Annotated in this window: 14 protein-coding genes and 1 pseudogene; 7 read left to right on the forward strand and 8 right to left on the reverse strand. The window is 65.5% G+C overall.

Features of this window, described 5'->3' with window-relative positions; genetic code table 11:
* The first annotated feature begins 7 nt into the window (after nucleotides 1-7).
* From ngg to KFB96_RS01230, 3 genes are read left to right on the forward strand one after another with little or no spacing between them, the layout of a single operon-like run.
* Entirely contained in the window at nucleotides 8-1,738 is a 1,731-nt protein-coding gene (gene ngg, locus KFB96_RS01215; protein WP_300971219.1) for an N-acetylglutaminylglutamine synthetase, read from the forward strand.
* The gene (locus KFB96_RS01220) at nucleotides 1,735-2,844 is read left to right on the forward strand and encodes an osmoprotectant NAGGN system M42 family peptidase (RefSeq protein WP_213458587.1); all 1,110 of its coding nucleotides are present in this window, start codon (nucleotides 1,735-1,737) and stop codon (nucleotides 2,842-2,844) included. Before ngg ends, KFB96_RS01220 begins: the two co-directional genes overlap by 4 nt.
* A gap of 31 nt (nucleotides 2,845-2,875) precedes the next feature.
* On the forward strand, nucleotides 2,876-3,979 hold the full coding sequence (locus KFB96_RS01230) for an LrgB family protein (protein WP_367115014.1): 1,104 nt from the start codon (nucleotides 2,876-2,878) through the stop codon (nucleotides 3,977-3,979).
* Between the two features lie 222 nt (nucleotides 3,980-4,201).
* Here the strand turns inward: KFB96_RS01230 and KFB96_RS01235 are convergent, their stop codons facing one another.
* From KFB96_RS01235 to KFB96_RS01255, 5 genes are all read right to left on the reverse strand, one after another.
* Nucleotides 4,202-4,393 (reverse strand): DUF2892 domain-containing protein, encoded by a 192-nt coding sequence (locus KFB96_RS01235; RefSeq protein ID WP_213458590.1) that lies wholly within the window; start codon nucleotides 4,391-4,393, stop codon nucleotides 4,202-4,204.
* 430 nt (nucleotides 4,394-4,823) lie between these two features.
* Nucleotides 4,824-5,828, reverse strand: coding sequence for a TAXI family TRAP transporter solute-binding subunit (locus KFB96_RS01240; RefSeq protein WP_213458591.1), 1,005 nt, complete (start codon nucleotides 5,826-5,828; stop codon nucleotides 4,824-4,826).
* 191 nt (nucleotides 5,829-6,019) lie between these two features.
* On the reverse strand, nucleotides 6,020-6,457 hold the full coding sequence (locus KFB96_RS01245; protein ID WP_213458592.1) for a universal stress protein: 438 nt from the start codon (nucleotides 6,455-6,457) through the stop codon (nucleotides 6,020-6,022).
* Nucleotides 6,458-6,714: 257 nt separating this feature from the next.
* Nucleotides 6,715-8,913: a TRAP transporter permease gene (locus tag KFB96_RS01250; protein ID WP_213458593.1), complete on the reverse strand. Its 2,199-nt coding sequence runs from the start codon at nucleotides 8,911-8,913 to the stop codon at nucleotides 6,715-6,717.
* A gap of 153 nt (nucleotides 8,914-9,066) precedes the next feature.
* On the reverse strand, nucleotides 9,067-9,939 hold the full coding sequence (locus KFB96_RS01255; protein WP_213458594.1) for a TauD/TfdA family dioxygenase: 873 nt from the start codon (nucleotides 9,937-9,939) through the stop codon (nucleotides 9,067-9,069).
* Between the two features lie 214 nt (nucleotides 9,940-10,153).
* On the opposite strand from KFB96_RS01255, the pseudogene KFB96_RS01260 reads away from it, so the two are divergent.
* From KFB96_RS01260 to radA, 3 genes and pseudogenes are all read left to right on the forward strand, one after another.
* Nucleotides 10,154-10,469, forward strand: a pseudogene (locus tag KFB96_RS01260) (NUDIX domain-containing protein); the annotation flags it as partial.
* Nucleotides 10,470-10,608: 139 nt separating this feature from the next.
* The gene (locus tag KFB96_RS01265) at nucleotides 10,609-11,259 is read left to right on the forward strand and encodes a ferritin family protein (RefSeq protein ID WP_213458595.1); all 651 of its coding nucleotides are present in this window, start codon (nucleotides 10,609-10,611) and stop codon (nucleotides 11,257-11,259) included.
* Nucleotides 11,260-11,448: 189 nt separating this feature from the next.
* Nucleotides 11,449-12,810 carry a DNA repair protein RadA gene (gene radA / locus KFB96_RS01270; protein ID WP_213458596.1) on the forward strand — a complete coding sequence of 454 codons (1,362 nt, stop codon included), beginning with the start codon at nucleotides 11,449-11,451 and terminating at the stop codon, nucleotides 12,808-12,810.
* A 301-nt stretch (nucleotides 12,811-13,111) separates the two neighbouring features.
* On the opposite strand, the gene KFB96_RS01275 is transcribed toward radA, so the two are convergent.
* The gene (locus KFB96_RS01275; RefSeq protein ID WP_213458597.1) at nucleotides 13,112-14,392 is read right to left on the reverse strand and encodes an HlyC/CorC family transporter; all 1,281 of its coding nucleotides are present in this window, start codon (nucleotides 14,390-14,392) and stop codon (nucleotides 13,112-13,114) included.
* A gap of 240 nt (nucleotides 14,393-14,632) precedes the next feature.
* Here KFB96_RS01275 and KFB96_RS01280 point away from each other — a divergent pair, with 240 nt between their 5' ends.
* The gene (locus tag KFB96_RS01280) at nucleotides 14,633-15,649 is read left to right on the forward strand and encodes a recombination-associated protein RdgC (RefSeq protein WP_213458598.1); all 1,017 of its coding nucleotides are present in this window, start codon (nucleotides 14,633-14,635) and stop codon (nucleotides 15,647-15,649) included.
* Nucleotides 15,650-15,722: 73 nt separating this feature from the next.
* On the opposite strand, the gene KFB96_RS01285 is transcribed toward KFB96_RS01280, so the two are convergent.
* Both KFB96_RS01285 and KFB96_RS01290 read right to left on the reverse strand, forming a co-directional pair.
* Nucleotides 15,723-17,003 (reverse strand): PHB depolymerase family esterase, encoded by a 1,281-nt coding sequence (locus tag KFB96_RS01285; RefSeq protein ID WP_213458599.1) that lies wholly within the window; start codon nucleotides 17,001-17,003, stop codon nucleotides 15,723-15,725.
* Nucleotides 17,004-17,074: 71 nt separating this feature from the next.
* Nucleotides 17,075-17,494: a CopG family transcriptional regulator gene (locus tag KFB96_RS01290; protein ID WP_300971220.1), complete on the reverse strand. Its 420-nt coding sequence runs from the start codon at nucleotides 17,492-17,494 to the stop codon at nucleotides 17,075-17,077.
* Between the last annotated feature and the right edge of the window lie 293 nt (nucleotides 17,495-17,787).

Raw genomic sequence — 17,787 nt, forward strand, 5'->3', positions numbered from 1 at the left:
AGATCGAATGCGTCATCGACTCGAGCGCAGTCGTGCTCCGTCGCTCAAGAACTGGGACCGCCAGCCGCGCGCGGATCAGGCGTTCGGTCAGCCCGCGATCGTCGACTGCGGCTGGGGGCGGTTGCTCTTCGGTCAGACCTTTTCGGACCCCAGGGCACTCGCCGATGCGCTCCGCGAGGAGCACCGCGGCAAGCGCGACGTGGCGCTCTATCTGAGCGATCCCCATGTGGTGCTCTCCTACGCGCCGCGGGACCTGTTCCTGGACCCGTCCCACACCTTCCGCCTCTGGTTCGAGCGCTATCAGTGCTCGCCGCGTCGGCCCAAGGGCTTTCATGTGCGCTTGCTCAACAGTCGCGACGACGCCGAGGCGATCCACCGGCTCTATGTCGGCCGGCGGATGGTGCCGCCGAGCGTGGACTTTATCCGGGAGCAGCGCACCTCCAAGATCCTGACCTACTGGGTCGCGGAAGAGGAGCAGGACGGCCGTATCCTGGGTGCGGTCACCGGCGTGGATCATGTCGCGGCCTTCGCCGATCCCGAGAACGGGGCCAGCCTTTGGGCGCTCGCCGTCGATGCCCAAGCGCCCTATCCGGGCGTCGGGGACGCCTTGGTGCGACAGGTGATCGAGTACTATCAGGCGCGGGGTCGCGGCTTTCTGGACCTTTCGGTCATCCACGACAACACCCAAGCCATCCGGCTCTATCGCAAGCTCGGTTTCGAGCGGATCCCGGCGTTCGCGCTCAAGAACAAGAACGCCTTCAACGAGCCGCTCTTCATGGGGCAACAGCCCGAGGCCAAGCTCAATCCCTACGCGACCATCATCGTCAACGAGGCGCGTCGGCGCGGGATCGCGATCGAGGTGCTGGATGCCGAGGGTGGTTATTTCGCCCTGGTGCTCGGCGGGCGCCGCATCGTCTGTCGCGAGAGTCTGAGCGAGCTGACCAGCGCCGTGGCCATGAGCCGCTGCGACGATAAGGCGGTGACGCATCGGCTGTTGCGCAACGCCGGTCTGCGGGTCCCGGAGCAGACCCGTTTCGAGGCGTTGGATCAGGCCGAGGCGTTTCTCTCCAAGCTCGGCCGCGTGGTCGTCAAACCCGTGCGCGGCGAGCAGGGTGCCGGAATCAGTGTCGACGTGCGCGATCCCGAGACCCTCGAGCGTGCGATCGCCGCGGCACGGCGGGTCTGCGACCAGGTGATCCTGGAGGAGTATGTCGCGGGCGATGATCTGCGCATCGTCGTGATCGCCGACCAAGTGGTCGCCGCCGCGATCCGTCGACCGGCGCAGGTGGCCGGGACCGGTCAGCACAGCGTGCGTGACCTCATTCAGGCCCAAAGTCGACGTCGCCGCGCGGCAACCGGCGGGGAGAGCAGCATCCCGATGGACGACGAGACCAAGCGGTGCGTCGTCTCCTCCGGCTACGATCTGGAGACGATCTTGCCGGAGGGCGAGGTGCTCGTCGTGCGCAAGACCGCGAATCTCCACACCGGCGGGACCATCCACGACGTCACCGCGCAGCTCAATCCCGTCCTCGCCGAGGCCGCCGCGGCTGCGGCGCGGGCGTTGGCGATCCCGGTCACCGGGCTCGACTTCCTTGTTCCTTCGGTGCGCGGGACCGATTATGTGATCATCGAGGCCAACGAGCGGCCCGGCTTGGCCAATCACGAGCCCCAACCGACCGCCGAGCGTTTCGTCGACCTGCTGTTTCCTCAGACCGCCGCCCGGGAGTCCATGTCTTGAAGTTGCCCGCCATCGATACGCGCTATCTGGTCGAGATCCTGCTCAAGCTGCTGCATACGCCCAGCCCGTCCGGCTATACGGATCGCGTGGTTCATCTGGTGTGCGAGGAGCTCGAGCGCTTGGAGGTCCCCTTCGAGCTGACCCGCCGGGGTGCCATCCGCGCGACGCTCAAGGGCGACGTCTCCCAGCCCGATCGTGCCATCGTGGCCCACATCGACACGCTCGGAGCCATGGTGAAGTCGCTCAAGGAGAACGGTCGTCTGCAACTGGTCCCGGTCGGGCACTGGAATGCGCGCTTTGCCGAGGGTGCGCGTGCGACGCTTTTCACCGACAACTGCCAATGGCGCGGTACCATCCTGCCGCTCAAGGCATCGGGCCACACCTTCGCGCCCGAGATCGACAATCAGCCCGGCGGATGGGATTTCGTGGAGTTTCGCATCGACGCGCGCGTGCGCGACATCGCCGACCTCCTGCGTTTGGGCGTGCATGTCGGTGACTTCCTGGCGATCGACACCAGCCCCGAGATCACCGACACCGGCTTCATCAACGCACGCCACCTCGACGACAAGGCCGGCACGGCGGTCCTGCTCGCGGCGATCGAGGCGGTGCGACGCGAGGGGCTCGAGCTGCCGGTCGACTGTCACCCGCTCTTCACCATCTCCGAGGAGGTGGGGTCCGGCGCGTCGGCCGCGCTTCAGCAGGATGTCGCCGAGATGCTGACCATCGACAACGGTACGACGGCCCCGGGGCAGAACTCGAGCGAATTCGGCGTGACCATCGCCATGGCGGACGAGGTCGGCCCCTTCGATTATCACCTGACCCATCGCATCATCCAGCTCTGTCAAGAGTTCGCGATCCCGCATCAGCGCGATGTCTTCAAGTACTATCGCTCCGACAGCGCCGCGGCCCTGACGGCCGGCAACGATGTGCGCACCGCGCTCGTGACCTTCGGTGTGGATGCCTCGCACGGCTACGAGCGCATCCACTTCGATGCGTTGGAATCGCTCGCCCGACTCGTGAGCGTCTACATGCAGGGTCCGCCCCTGTTCATCCGCGATCGCTTCGAGATGGGTCCGCGCACGGGCTTCCCGATCCAACCCGGTTGAGACGCGGATCAGTCGAGACGCGGAAAAGACGATGCTGCACGCCCTGACCTTGATCCTGCTGTGCCAGCTCGCCGGCGAGACCGTTGTCCTGCTGACCGGGCTGCCGGTCCCCGGGCCCGTGCTCGGGATGTTGCTCCTGCTGGGGTGGCTGTTTCTGCGCGGCGGGATCTCGGAGGAGGTCGGGCGCACGGCCGATACGCTGCTCGCGCATTTCTCGCTCTTGTTCGTCCCGGCCGGGGTCGGCGTGATGCTGCACTGGGAGCGTCTTCAGGGTCAGTGGCCGGCGATCGCCGCGGCGCTGCTGCTCGGCACACTGCTCACGCTGGCGGTGACCGCATTGACGATGGCCGGCGTGCAGCGGCTCCTCGCGACGGTACGCCGGCGTCGAGGGGTGCCGCCGGTGACTGACAGTCCCTTCACCGAGATTTGGGTCTATCTCTCCGCTTCGCCGCTGCTCTGGCTCACGGCGACATTGGTCTGCTATCTGGCGGCCGATCGGCTCTACCGGCTCGGGCGCGGGAGCCCGCTCCTGAATCCGGTCGCGGTGGCGGTCGCGCTCTTGATCGGAATCCTCACGCTCACCGGGACGCCCTACGCGGTCTATTTCGACGGGGCGCAATTCGTCCATTTCCTGCTCGGTCCGGCGACGGTCGCGCTGGCCATCCCGTTGTATCGCCAGCGCGAGCGGCTCGGCGCATTGGCCGTGCCGATCGGTGCGGCCCTGTTGGTCGGGGTGCTGACGGCGAGCGTGAGTGCGATCGGACTCGCGGCCTGGCTCGGTGCCGATATCGCCACTCAGATCTCTCTGGCCCCCAAGTCCGTCACGGCGCCGGTGGCGATGGGCATCTCGGAGAAGCTCGGCGGGATCCCGTCGCTCACGGCGGTTCTGGTGGTGAGCACCGGCATCGTGGGGGCGGTCTTCGGTACGGGCGTGCTGAGACTGCTGCGGATTCGCGACGATGCGGTCAAAGGGGTCGCCATGGGCGTGACCTCGCACGGGATCGGAACCGCGCGTGCGTTCCAGGTCAGCCCGACCATGGGTGCCTTCTCGGGTCTGGCGATGGCGCTGTCGGCCTTCTTGACCGCCGCGCTGCTGCCGTCGGTCTTGGATTGGCTCGGGTTGATCGGCGGATAAGCGACGATTCAGAAGCAAGGCGAACACCTTGATTCACGCGTAGGATGGGGCGAACGCAGCGAAACCCATCTTTTCCGCGCCGCCACCCGGATTGGGCGTCTGAGCTGTGAGGATGGGTTTCGCTGCGCTCTACCCATCCTACATGTTTCGGTTGTTTTTGAATCGTTCCTCGGCGGGGAGGGCTGCGGCGCCGCGGTAACGCGGCGCGCAAGACGGGAGCCCTTATTTTTTCTCGACGGTGCTCATCGTCATGAGGCTGTAGGCCGGGCAAGAGCGTACGTAGGCGGTGGCGATCAGGACGAGTCCGACGAGGCCGAGCCAATTGCTGTCGAACAGACCCCAGAGGATGATCAGGGCGCCGGCCGCAAAGCGAATCTTGCGGTCTGTCTCACCGATGTTTTTGGTCAGTTCCATGCGATGCACCTCGTTCAGTGATGGTTTTGGAGGATTCGATGCCGATCCGACCTCCGATCGCGTGACCGCTTGCGGGCCGATCCCGACTCGATAGCGCCGTGACGTCGTCAGGCCGCGTAACCATACACTTCCTAGGGGTTATAGGGAACCCCTGGGAAGGGTGAAAAAATAGGTAAAACAACTCGACGAAAGTACACCTTTGCCACGCTTTCCGTTGTCGTTGTCGTTGTCGTTGTCGATTACGGTTGCGACAACGACAACGACAACGATTAGGGTAGGTGCTCACCTTTTTTCCGACATGTGACTTAGCGGCGATTCGGAAACAAGGTGAACACCTTGATGACGGTTGTTTTTGAATCGTGACATCGGTTGGCTGCACCTCGGGTGCGCTTCCGCGGAATCGCCCCGATGCGCAATCCTCGATCGCGGGTTATTTCTGGTCGTCGGTCAGGGTCTTGCCCTGCTCGATCCAGAACTTCTGGGCGCCCGCATGGACCGGCGTGACGACGCCCTCCAACCCGCTTGCCAGCGTCATGGCCGTCGCCGCCTGCGAGACGCTGTGCATAAAGGCCAGACCCTGCTCGGAATAGATCTCGCTGATGGCCTGGTACATCAGATCCTCGGAGATGTGACGGCCTGCGACCCACAGGGCGCCGTCGGAGATGGTGACGACGTCGTAGTCCACGCCCGAATAGGTCCCGGCGGGGATGGTGACCTTGACGTAGTAGGGATGGTCCTGCGGCAGGCTGCCTTGCTGAGCGGCATCCCAGACCTGGAGCAGGCGAACCTTGTTGCTGGTCGCCGCCTGGATCACGGAGGCATTCGGGAAGCCGGCGAACACCCAGAGCGCGTCGATCTGGCGATCGCCCAAGGCGGAGGCCCCTTGGTTGTAGCCGATGAACTGCGGGCGAATCTTGTCCCAAAGGCCCAGGCTTTCGAAGAAGCGTTGCGCGGATGCGGCGGCACCCGAGCCTGCGGGGCCGACGGCGACCTGCTTGCCTTCGAGCTGCGCGACCTCGGTGATGCCCGAGCCTTCGAGGACGAGCAGATGTGCCGGCGCACCATAGAGGAAGGATGCCGCGCGGGTATTGCGGTATTGGGCGGTGTCGTTGGTCAACTGGCCCTGCACGCCGAGATAGAGGTCACCGGCGTAAACGATCCCGAAATCGGCATCGCGCGAGTTGACGCGACGCAGGTTTTCGACCGATCCGGCCGAGGCCATGTTGGAGACATCCACGCCCTCGACGTTGCGCGACAGCAAGGTCGCGATCCCGTTGGAGAAGAACTGGAAGGTGCCGCCGTCCGGTCCGCCCGAGAAGGCCAGTCGTTGAATATTGGCATTGGCGATCGGCACGCCGGCAAGGACGACCGCCGTGATCGCGGCGGCGGCGAGACCGGTCACGCGGGTGAGCTTGAACCTCTGCTTCTTGATCATTCTCGATTCCTCATGGTGTTGCGACAGACGGTCGCTGGGACATTGGCGGAGACGATGTCCGCCGGTTTTCCCGATGGCGGCCAAGTCGCGGCTTTCGGCAGACGCCTCGACACCCGATCCGGATGCGTCGTGCATCCGGTTGTCGGGCATCGGTGCGTGCAGGATCGGCGCGGCGTGGCGGCCGGGGAACCTTACTCTCTGACGGTGAGTACGGGAATGGGCGAGCTGCGGACCACCTTTTCGGCCGTCGAGCCCATCAGCATCTTCTCGATACCGGCCCGTCCCTGAGTGCCCATCAGGATGAGATCGGCACCGATCTTCTTGGCTTGTCGGATGATCTCCTCGTGACTCTTGCCGACCGCGATTTCGGTGTTGACCGGCATGTCCTTGAAATAGCGTTCACGAAACGTCTCCATGTCCTCGACGGCGTGTTTCTCGATCTCGGCTGCGAGCCTTTCGTAGACCTCGGCGGATAACTTGCGCGCGTTGCGATCGGAGAACTCGTTGATGACATGCAGCAGCGTCAGGGAAGCCCCGCAGGTATTCGCCAAGGAGCGTGCGAGCTCGCAGGCACGCGCGGATCCTTTGGAGAAGTCGGTTGCAAAGAGGAGGGTCTTGATCTCGGCCATAGGGATTCACCAGCGGTTGGAGAAAACGGATCGGGTCGTCGGGATGCGCGTCGCCGCCGGCGAAGTCATTCGCAGCGAAGGACTTCGGGGTTCGGGCGTTGCGCGCAGCTTCGTCCCTCATCTAGTGGAGCAGTGCAGAGATTCCGAGACCGTCCGAAATCATTTTCGTTGTCGTTGTCGTTGTCGTATCGATGGTCGATTACGACAACGACAACGACAACGACAACGAACGGTCTCGACACATCTGCCGTGCTGCACTAGGTCCTTGCGGCGGGGCTCAATGGTGTCGCTGCGGCATCGCGTTGCAGCCACCAGACCAGCGCAACCACGGTCAGCCCGGCGGCGTCCGTGACAAAGCCCGGCCAATAGAGCAGGAAGGTTGCGATCCCCAACAACACCCATTCGACGAGTGTCGTCCTGCGGCGCAGGAAGCCCATAGCAAAGGCACCGAATGCGATCGTTCCCAAGGTCGCCGAGAAAAAGGCGCTGACGATCTCCCAGGTCGTTCCGTCCAGGAGAATGGCCGGCACGTAGGCGAACAGGAGCGGCATCACGTAGAGCATCTTGGCGAATCGGAAGGCCGTCCAGCCGGTTTTCCAGGGGTCCGCTCCCGCAATGGCCGCCCCCGCATAGGCCGCGACGCACACGGGAGGGGTGATGTTGGAGTCTTGAGACAGCCAGTAGACGATCATGTGCGCCGCGATCGCCGCCACACCGAAGTGCCCGAGCGCCGGCACCGCGAGCACCGCGACGATCAGATAGGCGGCGGTCACCGGCACGCCCATGCCGAGCACCAAGGAGGCGATCGCGATCAGCACCAGGGCCAGGAACAGACTGTCGCCGGCCATCGAGATCACGAGATCCGAGAACTTCAGCCCCATCCCGGTCAGTGAGATGACGCCGACGATGATGCCGATCACGCCCAGCGTCGCCCCGATGATCAGGGTGTTGCGCGCACCCAGCTGGATCGCCTCCCAGATCGCGCGTGGCCCCATCCGCGTGCTCGGGTGCGCCCAGCTCACCAGGATGCAGGACAGGGTGGCCCAGAAGGCGGCATTGCCGGGCGAGCGCCCCATCAGCATCAAGGCCGTGATGATCACCAACGGCAGCGCATAGAACCAGCCGCTCTTGAGCACCGGTTTCCAGTTCGGGATCGTCTCGCCGGGGATACCGACCAAGCCCTGCTTCTTGGCCTCGAAATGGACCATGAAGAACACCGACAGGAAGTAGAGCAGGGCAGGGCCGACCGACAGGAGCATGATCTGCGAGTAGGGCATCCCGGTCAGCTCCGCCATCAGGAAGCCGCCCGCACCCATGATCGGCGGCAGGAACATGCCGCCGATGGAGGCTGCCGGCTCGATCGCCCCCGCCACATGCGGCTTGAATCCCGCGCGCTTCATCATGGGGATCGTGAAGGCACCCGAGGAGACGGTGTTCGCGATTGCACTGCCGGAGACCGAGCCGAACAGGGCCGAGGAGACGACCGCCACCTTGGCGGGTCCGCCGGTCGAGCGTCCGGTCAGCGCCAACGGCAGATCGATGAAGAACTTGCCGGCCCCGGACTTCTGCAGGAAGGCGCCGAAGAAGATGAAGAGGATGACATAGGTCGCGAGCACGCTCGCCATGACCCCGAAGACGCCGTTGGTGGTGAGAAAGAGCGAGGTCGCCAGGCGCTCGAAGCGGAAGCCGCGATGTGCGAACAGCTCGGGCAGGTACGGTCCCAGCAGGGCAAAGGCGATCATGCCGATGCCGATCAGGGTGATCGACCAACCCAGCACCCGTCGGCAGATTTCGAGCGACAAGAGCAGCCCGATGATGCTCACCAGCATGTCGACCTGATTTTCGGCACCGGCACGGTAGTTCAGCGCCTCGAACTGGCTGATCCAATAGACCACGGTGCCGGCGACGATCACCGCCATCAGCACATCGCTCGCGGTGGGGCTTTGGCGGAAGCGTCGTGACAGCCATTGATCGAGCGGCAAGAGCACGACGGCGAAGGGCAGGATCAGGGTCAGGGTCGTGCGCAGGTCGCCGAAGTCATCGGCCCAAGCCTTGGCGAGACCGTCGTAGTCCCAGGTCTCGCGAAACAGCGTGATCTGATTGTAGAAGGCGGTCGGCGAGTCGAAGACCCAGAAGCAACTGACCAAGACCGCGAGCATCGCGGCGGTCCAGACCGACATGGTCCCGACGGCGAAGCGCCCGCCCGCCGGATAGAGCAGGAACACCAGCACAAAGGTGATGAGGACGTAGACGCCCAGGTGATATTGGGTGTCGAGTGCCTGAACCCCGGCGCCGTAGAAGTAGATCAAGACCATCGCCGCACCCAGCAGCGATGTCAGCCAGAGCCAGGGGCCGCGGACCCGTCGCTCGGCCTTCGCATCCTTCTGCATCAACTCCTGGACCTTCTTGCGCTCCTCGCTGCTCAGGCCATCGAGAGACTGATCCGATTGCGCCATTGTCGTTACCCCAAGGTTTTTTTATGGCCCCGTCACGGCGTCTTATCGGGGATACGGGAGCGTGCCGCATCGCGGTTTAGGCGTCAACGGGAGTCGTTTCGGGCGGACGGATCCTTCTGCCCGCCTGCCTTCGATCGATCCCGGCGCGCGCGGTCACGTCTCGACGAGACGGTCGTAGTAACGTGCGCGATACAGCAAGCGTGGCTTCGGGCCGTCGGTAAAGCCGGTGCGGGTGTGGAGCACGTTGTTCGAGATCAGACCCCAGCCGGAGTCGAGGCGGCCTGTGAAGTGCCACGGCGATGGCGTGCGCAGGATTGCCTTGAGGCAGGTCACGGCGGCGGTGGTGGGGGGATCGTCGCGCCAGAGGATGTTGCGGCTGCGGTCCGTATAACGCATGTGCAGGCGTCCGTCCGGGCGGATCGAGAAGACGGGGCCCGTCCGCTCCGGGCGGAGCTCGATGCCGTCGACGACATTGGCGGGGATCGTCATGCAGGCCGGATGCATCAGGGTCCGGATATGCTCCGGATCACGATCGCGCACGAGGATGTAGACGATCTCGTGGTCGAGCAGCGCGTTCTCGCCGCCCGTCTCGGCGGGCTGGACGCAGTGCAGGAGCAGGCCATGGATCTGCTGCTCCGGCGTGTTGTAGTAGCCGTCGGTGTGCCAGGCGATGGGACGATTGGAGTAGGGGATGTAATTGCGGTGCGCGGCGTCGGTCTGCACGGTGAGCGAGGTCACGGCATCCTCGTCGGCGCCGCGGTTGTGATCGAGCCGGTGCAGCCCGAAGCGAGCGCCGAGCGCGATCGGGATCGCCTTGTCCGGGTCGTCGCCGCTCGTGCCGATATAGACGGCCATGTTGGCCCGACGGCAGCGCTCGAGGATGGCCGCATGCTCGGCGTCGCTCAAGGCGCGCGGATCGCCGATCTCGACGACGAGGTCCGTCAGGGCGGTCGGGGCCGCCGCGAGCTTGCGCTCTTTCCAGCGTTGATAGGCGTTGTCGTTGTCGAGGTCGAAGGGGTTGCTCACCGGGATCTCCGCGAAGTGTCGGGGGGATTGGACCCTAGCCCCTGCGCTGGCTTACGGCATTGATCCGCGTCAGTCGGGTCGACGAGCAGGGTGATCGGACCTTTCGTCGATTGTCCCCGGGGCCTGTGTCTGCTCGTGTGGATAAGCTGTGAGGGCATCGGCTAAGTCGCGGGCGGGCGTAGCCGATCTCGGCGCTGATCGAATCTTGACCGGTGTGGATGCGTTGGCGATCCGCGAGGCCGCCGAAGAGACCGGGCTCGCGGTGACACTGTGCACCTTGCTCGGGGTCTATTCGGATCCGGCGCGCGATCCGCGCGGCCATACGGTTACCGCGGTCTATGTGGCCGAGGCGCGCGGCGAGCCGCGGGCGATGGACGATGCGCGCGCTGCAGGTCTTTTTCCCGGATGCGCTTGCGCCGGTGCTGGCGTTTGATCATGCGTTGGTGCTGGCGGATTACCGACGTTGGCGGGCGGAGGGCCTGCCCGCACCGCTGCGGCTCGATGCAGAGCGCGCCGACGGGAGCGATTGATTCGGCCCATGCGCAGGGCTCGAATCGGCTATCCTGATTCGAGTAAAACCCAGTCCGACACGGAAGGCTGTCTGCGCATCGACGCACCCGGACAGACCGCGCCGAACGGGCGAATCGGAACCGAGACCGGAGATCCCAGATGCAAGCCGTGATCGACCGAGGCTTCTGCCTCAAGAACCCCGTCAAGATCATTCAACTGTTCGGCCTCGACGTCTTCATCGGGATGCTGCTGAGCAAGGACAAGACCCTGCTGCAGCGCATCGCCGAGAAGTATCAGGCGCGGCGCGTGCCCATGCCCGGGGCCATCGGCAACGCCTACAAGCTCTCGGCGCTCTTCGAGTTCCGCGTGGCGCATATCTACGCGGCCATGGCCGAGCGCTTCAAGTCCAATCCCGACGTGCAGCGTTTCTTCCTGGATCTGCGCGACGAGGAGATGGAGCACGGGCGGCTCATGCTCGCCTGTCTCTACCAGGTCGCCGTCAATCGCGAGGTGGAGTTCGTGCCCAGCGTGCGGGACCGAGAGATGCGCGAATCACTCAACGCGCTACGCGAGGTCGAGCGCCGCGTCCCCGAGATGAGCCTGGAAGAGGCGTTCAAGGTCACGAACGAGCTGGAGGCCGGCGAGGTCAACGTGATCTTCGGTCGTCTGCTCACGCAGGTCGGTCGGGCCGAGACCGAGCTTTTCGCCGAGCAGCTCAAGGGCGCGCAGAGTCACCCCGAGTCGGTCCCGAGACGGATCAAGGAGCTGAAGGCACGGTTGGGTCCGGACGGGCTGGCCGCCGCGGCTTAACGCCCGTGGCGCGGCCGTAGGATGGGTAGAGCGATAGCGAAACCCATCCTCCAGTTCCGATCAGCGCAGTGGCCGGGTTTCCGGCCGAGGCCCGCCGGCCCGTCCGATCCGCTCCGGATCGGCCTCGGATCGGCCCAGCCGAATCGGCCTACAATGGCGCCCATTCAGCGAACGAAGCGGACCTGCCCGATGAGCAACCGAAAGACCCGCAGCAGCTATGTCTGCAACGCCTGTGGTGCGCGTCAGCCGAAGTGGGCGGGTCAGTGCCCGGATTGCGGGGCCTGGAACAGCATGGTGGAGACCGCGGAGATCGCGCGCCCCGTCGTGCGCGGCGGCTATGCAGGCGCGGCCGAGTCCCCGCGCGTGGAGAGTTTGGCCGAGGTCAGCCCCGAGGATCGGGTGCGCATCCAGAGCGGGATCGGCGAGCTGGATCGGGTGCTGGGCGGCGGTCTGGTGACGGGCTCGGTGGTGTTGATCGGCGGGGATCCGGGGATCGGCAAGTCGACCCTCTTGCTCCAGGCGAGCGCCTCGCTGGCGCGCAGCCTGCCGGTGCTCTACGTCAGCGGCGAGGAGTCGCCCCAGCAGATCGGGCTGCGCGCCCACCGGCTCGGGCTGGCGGGCGAGGGCATCCGTCTGCTTGCCGAGACCAACGTCGAGGCGATCCTCGCGGCTGCGTCGCAGGAGCGGCCGCGGGTGATGGTCGTCGACTCCATCCAGACCCTCTACACCGATACGCTGCAATCGGCCCCGGGCTCGGTCTCGCAGGTGCGCGAAGCGGCGGCGCAATTGGTCCGCTTCGCCAAGCAGCAGGACACGGTCGTCTTCCTCGTCGGCCATGTGACCAAGGACGGAACGCTCGCCGGTCCGCGGGTGTTGGAGCACATGGTCGACACCGTGCTCTATTTCGAGGGCGAGCCGGGCGGTGCCTTCCGCTTGGTGCGCTCGGTGAAGAATCGCTTCGGTGCGGTGCACGAGCTCGGTGTGTTCGCGATGGGCGACCGCGGGCTGCGCGAGGTGAAGAACCCCTCGGCGATCTTTCTCTCGCGCCACGACGAGGCGGTTCCGGGCAGTCTGGTCATGGTGACGCGCGAAGGGACGCGGCCGCTCTTGGTCGAGGTGCAGGCGCTGGTGGACGAGAGCCCGCTCGCCAATCCGCGTCGGGTGGCCTTGGGGCTCGACGGCAACCGTCTGTCGATGCTGCTGGCGGTGCTGCATCGTCACGGCGGCGTGGCCATGTTCAACCAGGATGTCTTCGTGAACGTGGTCGGCGGGGTGCGGATCACCGAGACCGCCGTCGACCTGCCGCTCGTCATGGCGGTGCTGTCGAGCTACCGCGACCGACCGCTTCCGCTGGATCTCGCGGTCTTCGGCGAGGTCGGCCTGTCGGGCGAGGTGCGCCCGGTCCCCAATGGTCCGGATCGGCTGCGCGAGGCGGCCAAGCACGGTGTCCGTCGGGCGATCGTGCCGGTCGGGAATGTCCCCAAAGAAGGGGTAGATGGGTTGGAGATCACGGCCGTGAAGACCCTCGCGGAGGCCCTCGACGGGGTCTGAGACGATTAGGCGAATTCCGGGAATGATCATCCCGGCCGTACGTGTTGCCAATGCTTACCGGGCGACTAAAGTCGCCCCTACATGTTGGTCGATGCTTTCCCGGAAATCACCTTAAACCGCGCCCGGCGCGGCATGTGATGTTTTTGGATGGGATCGGCCCCGGCAGACTTGACGAGCGCTGGAGTCTGCGCGGTTTAAGAGATGATAAAATCTATCATTCTAAACCGCGTCCCCGCTAAGGGCAGCGGATGCAACACACATCGAGCACACTCGACAGTGAGCATCTCGCTCTGGACGCGGTTTAGACGAGCGCCCGCGCCTTGCGGGCCGGGCGGGTCACGACCTTGACGGTCTTGACCCCGTTGTCGGCTGTTTGAAGGATCTCGATCGCATGATCGTGGAGCTTGAGACTGGTGCCGGGCTCCGGAATGGTCTCGAGGTATTCCAGGATCAGTCCGTTCAGTGTCCGGGGTCCATCGGTGGGAAGCGTCCAACGCAACGCTCGGTTCAGATCACGCACGCCGATGCTGCCGTCGATCAAGAGGCTGCCGTCTTCGCCGCGATGGATCTCCGGGATGCTGTCGGCCGGGTCGGTCGTAAACTCCCCGACGATCTCTTCGAGCAGATCGGTCAGGGTGAGGAGTCCGAGAAAGTCGCCGTATTCGTCGACCACCAGAGCGACGCGCCGCTTCCCGCGCTGGAAATTGAGCAGTTGTTGATAGAGCGGCGTGCCTTCCGGGACATAGTAGGGCTCGCGGGCGATGGCGCGCAGATGCTCCTTGTCCAGGCCCTGCTCCAGCATCGCATGCAGGGCGTGCTTTGCGTGGAAGACACCGATGACGTTGTCGATGCTGCCGTCGAACAGCGGCATGCGCGTATAGCTGGAGTTGCGGATCGCATGCAGGATCTCGTCCTCGCTGTCCTGGATGTCGATCCCTTCCACCTCGTTGCGCGGGATCATGATGTCTTCGACCGTGGCGCGCTCCAGATCCAGGATGCCGAGCAGCATGGAACGGCTGCGCTCCGGGATCATGGCGCCCGCCTCGCTCACCACGGTACGCAGCTCCTCGCGGCTCAGCGCCGTGCCCTGAGCGCCTTCCTGTGTGATCCCCATCAGGCGCAGTAGCCCGTTGGTGAAGAGATTGACGAACCAGACGATCGGATAGAGCAGCTTGAGCAACGGCTTGTAGATGTAGGCCGCCGGAAAGGCCAGGCGCTCGGGATGCAGCGTGGCGTAGGTCTTGGGCGTCACCTCCGCGAAGATCAGGATCACCAAGGTCAAAAGGCCCGCGGCGATGCCGATCGCCGCCTCGCCGCCGAGGCGCAAGGCGATGATGGTCGCCAAGGACGAGGCCATGATGTTGACGAAGTTGTTCCCGAGCAGGATGAGCCCGATCAGGCGATCGGGTCGTTCCAGCAGTGCGCGGGCCATGCGGGCGCCGCGATGGCCGCCGTCCGCGAGGTGTTTGAGCTTGTAGCGGTTGATGGTGAGCAGGGCCGTCTCCGATCCGGAGAAGAAGGCCGAGAGCATGAGCAACAGGACGAGCGCGAGAAAGAGGCCGGGTAGCGAGAGTTCATCCACCTTGGATTCCGAGCTTGGCAATGGGACGAGCGTCGCTACAGTATACCGGGCGCGTTGCGAATCCGTGTTTCCGTGTCGGTATCCAAGCCGAGTCCGACCGCGTCCCGCCTCCGGCTCTCTCGCGCCGATCGCCCCGACGCGACCCGCGGATCGGCGTCCCGGCGCGTCCACATCTCGAGGCGGCGCTTGCAGTTCGGCGAGGCTCGGTCATAATCCCGGCCTTTTTGACCGGGGCCGAAGATGTTCAAGAATGTACGACTGTATCGATTGGGACGCCCGTTCGGTCTGGACGCCGACACGCTCGAGGCCCGTCTCGACGAGCGCCGCTTTCGGCCCTGTGGTCCGCTGGAAACCGCGACGATGGGCTGGGCGGCGCCGCTCGGCGATGGCTCGACCGCGCTCGTGCATGCGGTCTCGGGATGCTTCCTGATCTGCTCGCGCAAGCAGGAACGCCTGCTCCCCTCGGCTGCGGTCGCCGAGGCGTTGGATGAGCGCGTCAACGATCTGGAGACGGCGGAGTCCCGCGACGTGGGTCGCGCCGAGCGGCGCCGACTGCGCGAGCAGATCATGGCCGAGATGCTCCCGCGGGCCTTCACCCGCTCGCGTCGCACGCTGCTCTACGTCGACACGGAGGCCGGTTGGCTGGTGGTGGACTCGGGGAGCGATCGGCAGGCCGAGGACGTGATCTCGCTGTTGCGCGAGACCATCGAGACCCTTCCTGCCCGGCCCCCCGCACCGCGCATGGAGCCGCCCAAGGTCATGACCGGCTGGCTGTTGAACGGCGATGCGCCGAGCGATTTCCAGATCGGCGATGCCTGCGAGCTGCGCGATGTCAGCGACACCGCAAGCCTGATCCGTTGTCGCGGACAGGATCTCGGCAGCGAGGAGATCCTCGCCCATCTGCGTGTCGGCAAGCAGGTCCTGAAGCTGGCCCTGAGCTGGGACGAGCGACTCGACTTCGTCCTGGCCGAGGACATGTCGCTCAAACGCCTGCGCGTCGGTGACGCCCTGCTCAACGAGCTCGACGACGGCGATCTCGAACCGGCAGCGCGCATGGACGCCGAGCTTGCGATCCTCGCACTGCAGTTGCGCGAGCTGATCGCCCGGCTGGACGCGATCTTCGGCCTCGTCGGCGACGAGGATGCGGTCGGCACGCCGGCCCCGGTGCCGCAGGCCGAACCTGCATCCGCATCCGCATCCGCATCCGCTCCCGCGAAGGTCGCGCCTTCGGCGGCGGAGCCGCCGCCGTGGGTGTAGGGGCGACTTAAGTCGCCCCTACCGCGCATTCGGAGATCCGCCATCTGCGCCATGACCGCGGCGCAAACGGCCCTCAAGGCGCGGCAGTGCGGGGGTGCTCCATGAAGAACCGCAGCATTTCGCGGCTGGCGTCGGGTCCGCGCGGCTCGGTATAGGAGCCGTCGGAGCTGCCGCCGGACCAGGCATGGCCGGCGCCGTGCAGGATCCACTGCTCCAGCTGTGTCCGTCCGTTCTCGTCGGCGTAGAGGCTGCGGGTGTAGCGGATGCCCCCGGCCGATTCGCCCTGAACGAGCGTCTTGCGAAGACGCGCGACCCCCGGCGTCCCGACGATGACCTGATCGGCGTTGACCGGGTTGACCGTGGTGTCGCCATCACCGTGAAAGACGATGGTCGGGACCAAGGGTGCCTTGCCGTCCGACCCTTGGTACCGATGGCGCGAGGTGTCCGGAGACGCTCCGCCCTGATGCATCGCGACGAGCGCGGACGGCATGTCGTCGGCGGCCCCGTAAGCCAGCCCGGAGTGCACGCCGATCGCGGCGTAGAGGTCCGGGTAGGTGGCTCCCATGATCGCGGCGGCGGCCCCGCCGGCGGAGAGTCCGGCAATGTAGACGCGATCGGGATCGACCGCGTAATCGCGGATGATCTCGCGGGTGATGCCGGCGATCAGCGCAGGCTCGCCGCGACCGCGCTGCTGGTCCTCGGGGCTGAACCAGCTCCAGCATTTCATGGCACTGCTCGACAGGGACTGCTCCGGATAGGCGACCAGGAGCTGCTTCTGCTCGGCCAGGCTGTTCATGCGGGTGCCGTCGGCAAAGTCGTCGGGCGACTGGTTGCAGCCGTGCAGCATCACCACCAGGGGCAGCGGCTGGCCGCGGTAGCCGCTCGGGATGTAGAGTTTGTAGGCGAGGGTGCCCGCGGCGGCGGTGTAGCGATGTTCCTCGAACCGCGCCCCCTCCGGGAGCGCGACCGGCGCGCGGTCGATCGGGAATCCGGTCCTTCGACCGGGCATGCGTCCCGCGAGCCGTTGTTTCATCCGACCGAGCACGCCGCGCAAGGCTTCGGGGATCTTAGGTGCTGCAACGCCGCTGCGATGCCCCGAGGTACGCTCGGCGGGGGCCGGATCGCCGTCGGATTCAGGCGCAGTCCAGGCGCCTCCGGTGTGCGGGTCAGGCGGCTGCATGTCGAGCACGCGCGAGGTGCCGCCCGACGGCGTCGGCTCCGCATCGTGCGCCGAGCCGGGCGCCGCAGGCGCATCGACCTGAGCGCCGCGCAGCATGGCCATGGCGTCCCGGAGCCGGCCTTCGCGGGTCAGGCGGGTCACTTCGGCCATGTCGATCTTGGGCAAACGGGTCATGGGTCGGGTCCTCGGGTCGAGAAATACGGCGCGGGCGCGCCTTGCGGCCGTGCCGCGCGGTGGCTGTGCCCTCATCGGATGCGGTCGCGCAACGCGGCCTTCACCGCGGGATCGGCCTGGAGGGCGCCGAGCACATGGATCGAGGCGATGGTCTCGCGTGCGAGATCGGCAGGCACGTCATCGGCGATGACGACGAGACCGAGCACCTGGATGTGGAGGGTCTCGCCCGCCGCCTGCACCCGTTCCAGCTCGTGCCGGTCGTACCGGCGCAGACCCAGGTCGAGACGGTGTCTGGCGACCGATTGACGCACCGCCTCGCCGTGACGATCGAGCTGGCTGCGGATCGCGGTGCGGATGAAGTCGGTGCGGTTGGAGTAGAAGCCCTCCTGCACCAGCAAATCGACGTGTCCCAGGTCGACGTATCCGAGGTTGATCGTGATCTTCTCGCTGTCGACCGGTTTTCGACGGGTCTCTTGAAGCTCGCCTGACATCTTTACCATCCGTTTACCATCTGTATGGATGGTATTGGGGTGCGGATTGGGATTGCAAGGAAAAGCCCAGGGCGATCAGGCGCCGATCGCCGCCTTCCGAGTGCGGTGCGTGAATACACGAGAAATCACTTAGGAGAACACCGGGAATCAGTATCCCGACTGCGGATACTTGCAAGGCATGTAGGGGCCTCGGGGCGACTGAAGTCGCCCCTACAGGTCGGAAGATCCTTTCCCGGAATCACCTATACCGCGTCGACTCCCGGGCTCGCGGGTCGTCGTAAGCCCGAGCACCC

Origin of the sequence: Thiocapsa sp., assembly GCF_018399035.1 — a bacterium.
Lineage (GTDB): Bacteria > Pseudomonadota > Gammaproteobacteria > Chromatiales > Chromatiaceae > Thiocapsa.

Bases quoted from the DNA above. Each gene is read 5' to 3' on its own strand.
- ngg (WP_300971219.1), top strand. From the start codon at position 8: ATGCGTCATCGACTCGAGCGCAGTCGTGCTCCGTCGCTCAAGAACTGG.
- KFB96_RS01230 (WP_367115014.1), top strand. From the start codon at position 2,876: ATGCTGCACGCCCTGACCTTGATCCTGCTGTGCCAGCTCGCCGGCGAG.
- KFB96_RS01235 (WP_213458590.1), bottom strand. From the start codon at position 4,393: ATGGAACTGACCAAAAACATCGGTGAGACAGACCGCAAGATTCGCTTT.
- KFB96_RS01240 (WP_213458591.1), bottom strand. From the start codon at position 5,828: ATGATCAAGAAGCAGAGGTTCAAGCTCACCCGCGTGACCGGTCTCGCC.
- KFB96_RS01245 (WP_213458592.1), bottom strand. From the start codon at position 6,457: ATGGCCGAGATCAAGACCCTCCTCTTTGCAACCGACTTCTCCAAAGGA.
- KFB96_RS01250 (WP_213458593.1), bottom strand. From the start codon at position 8,913: ATGGCGCAATCGGATCAGTCTCTCGATGGCCTGAGCAGCGAGGAGCGC.
- KFB96_RS01265 (WP_213458595.1), top strand. From the start codon at position 10,609: ATGCAAGCCGTGATCGACCGAGGCTTCTGCCTCAAGAACCCCGTCAAG.
- radA (WP_213458596.1), top strand. From the start codon at position 11,449: ATGAGCAACCGAAAGACCCGCAGCAGCTATGTCTGCAACGCCTGTGGT.
- KFB96_RS01280 (WP_213458598.1), top strand. From the start codon at position 14,633: ATGTTCAAGAATGTACGACTGTATCGATTGGGACGCCCGTTCGGTCTG.
- KFB96_RS01285 (WP_213458599.1), bottom strand. From the start codon at position 17,003: ATGACCCGTTTGCCCAAGATCGACATGGCCGAAGTGACCCGCCTGACC.
- KFB96_RS01290 (WP_300971220.1), bottom strand. From the start codon at position 17,494: ATGTCAGGCGAGCTTCAAGAGACCCGTCGAAAACCGGTCGACAGCGAG.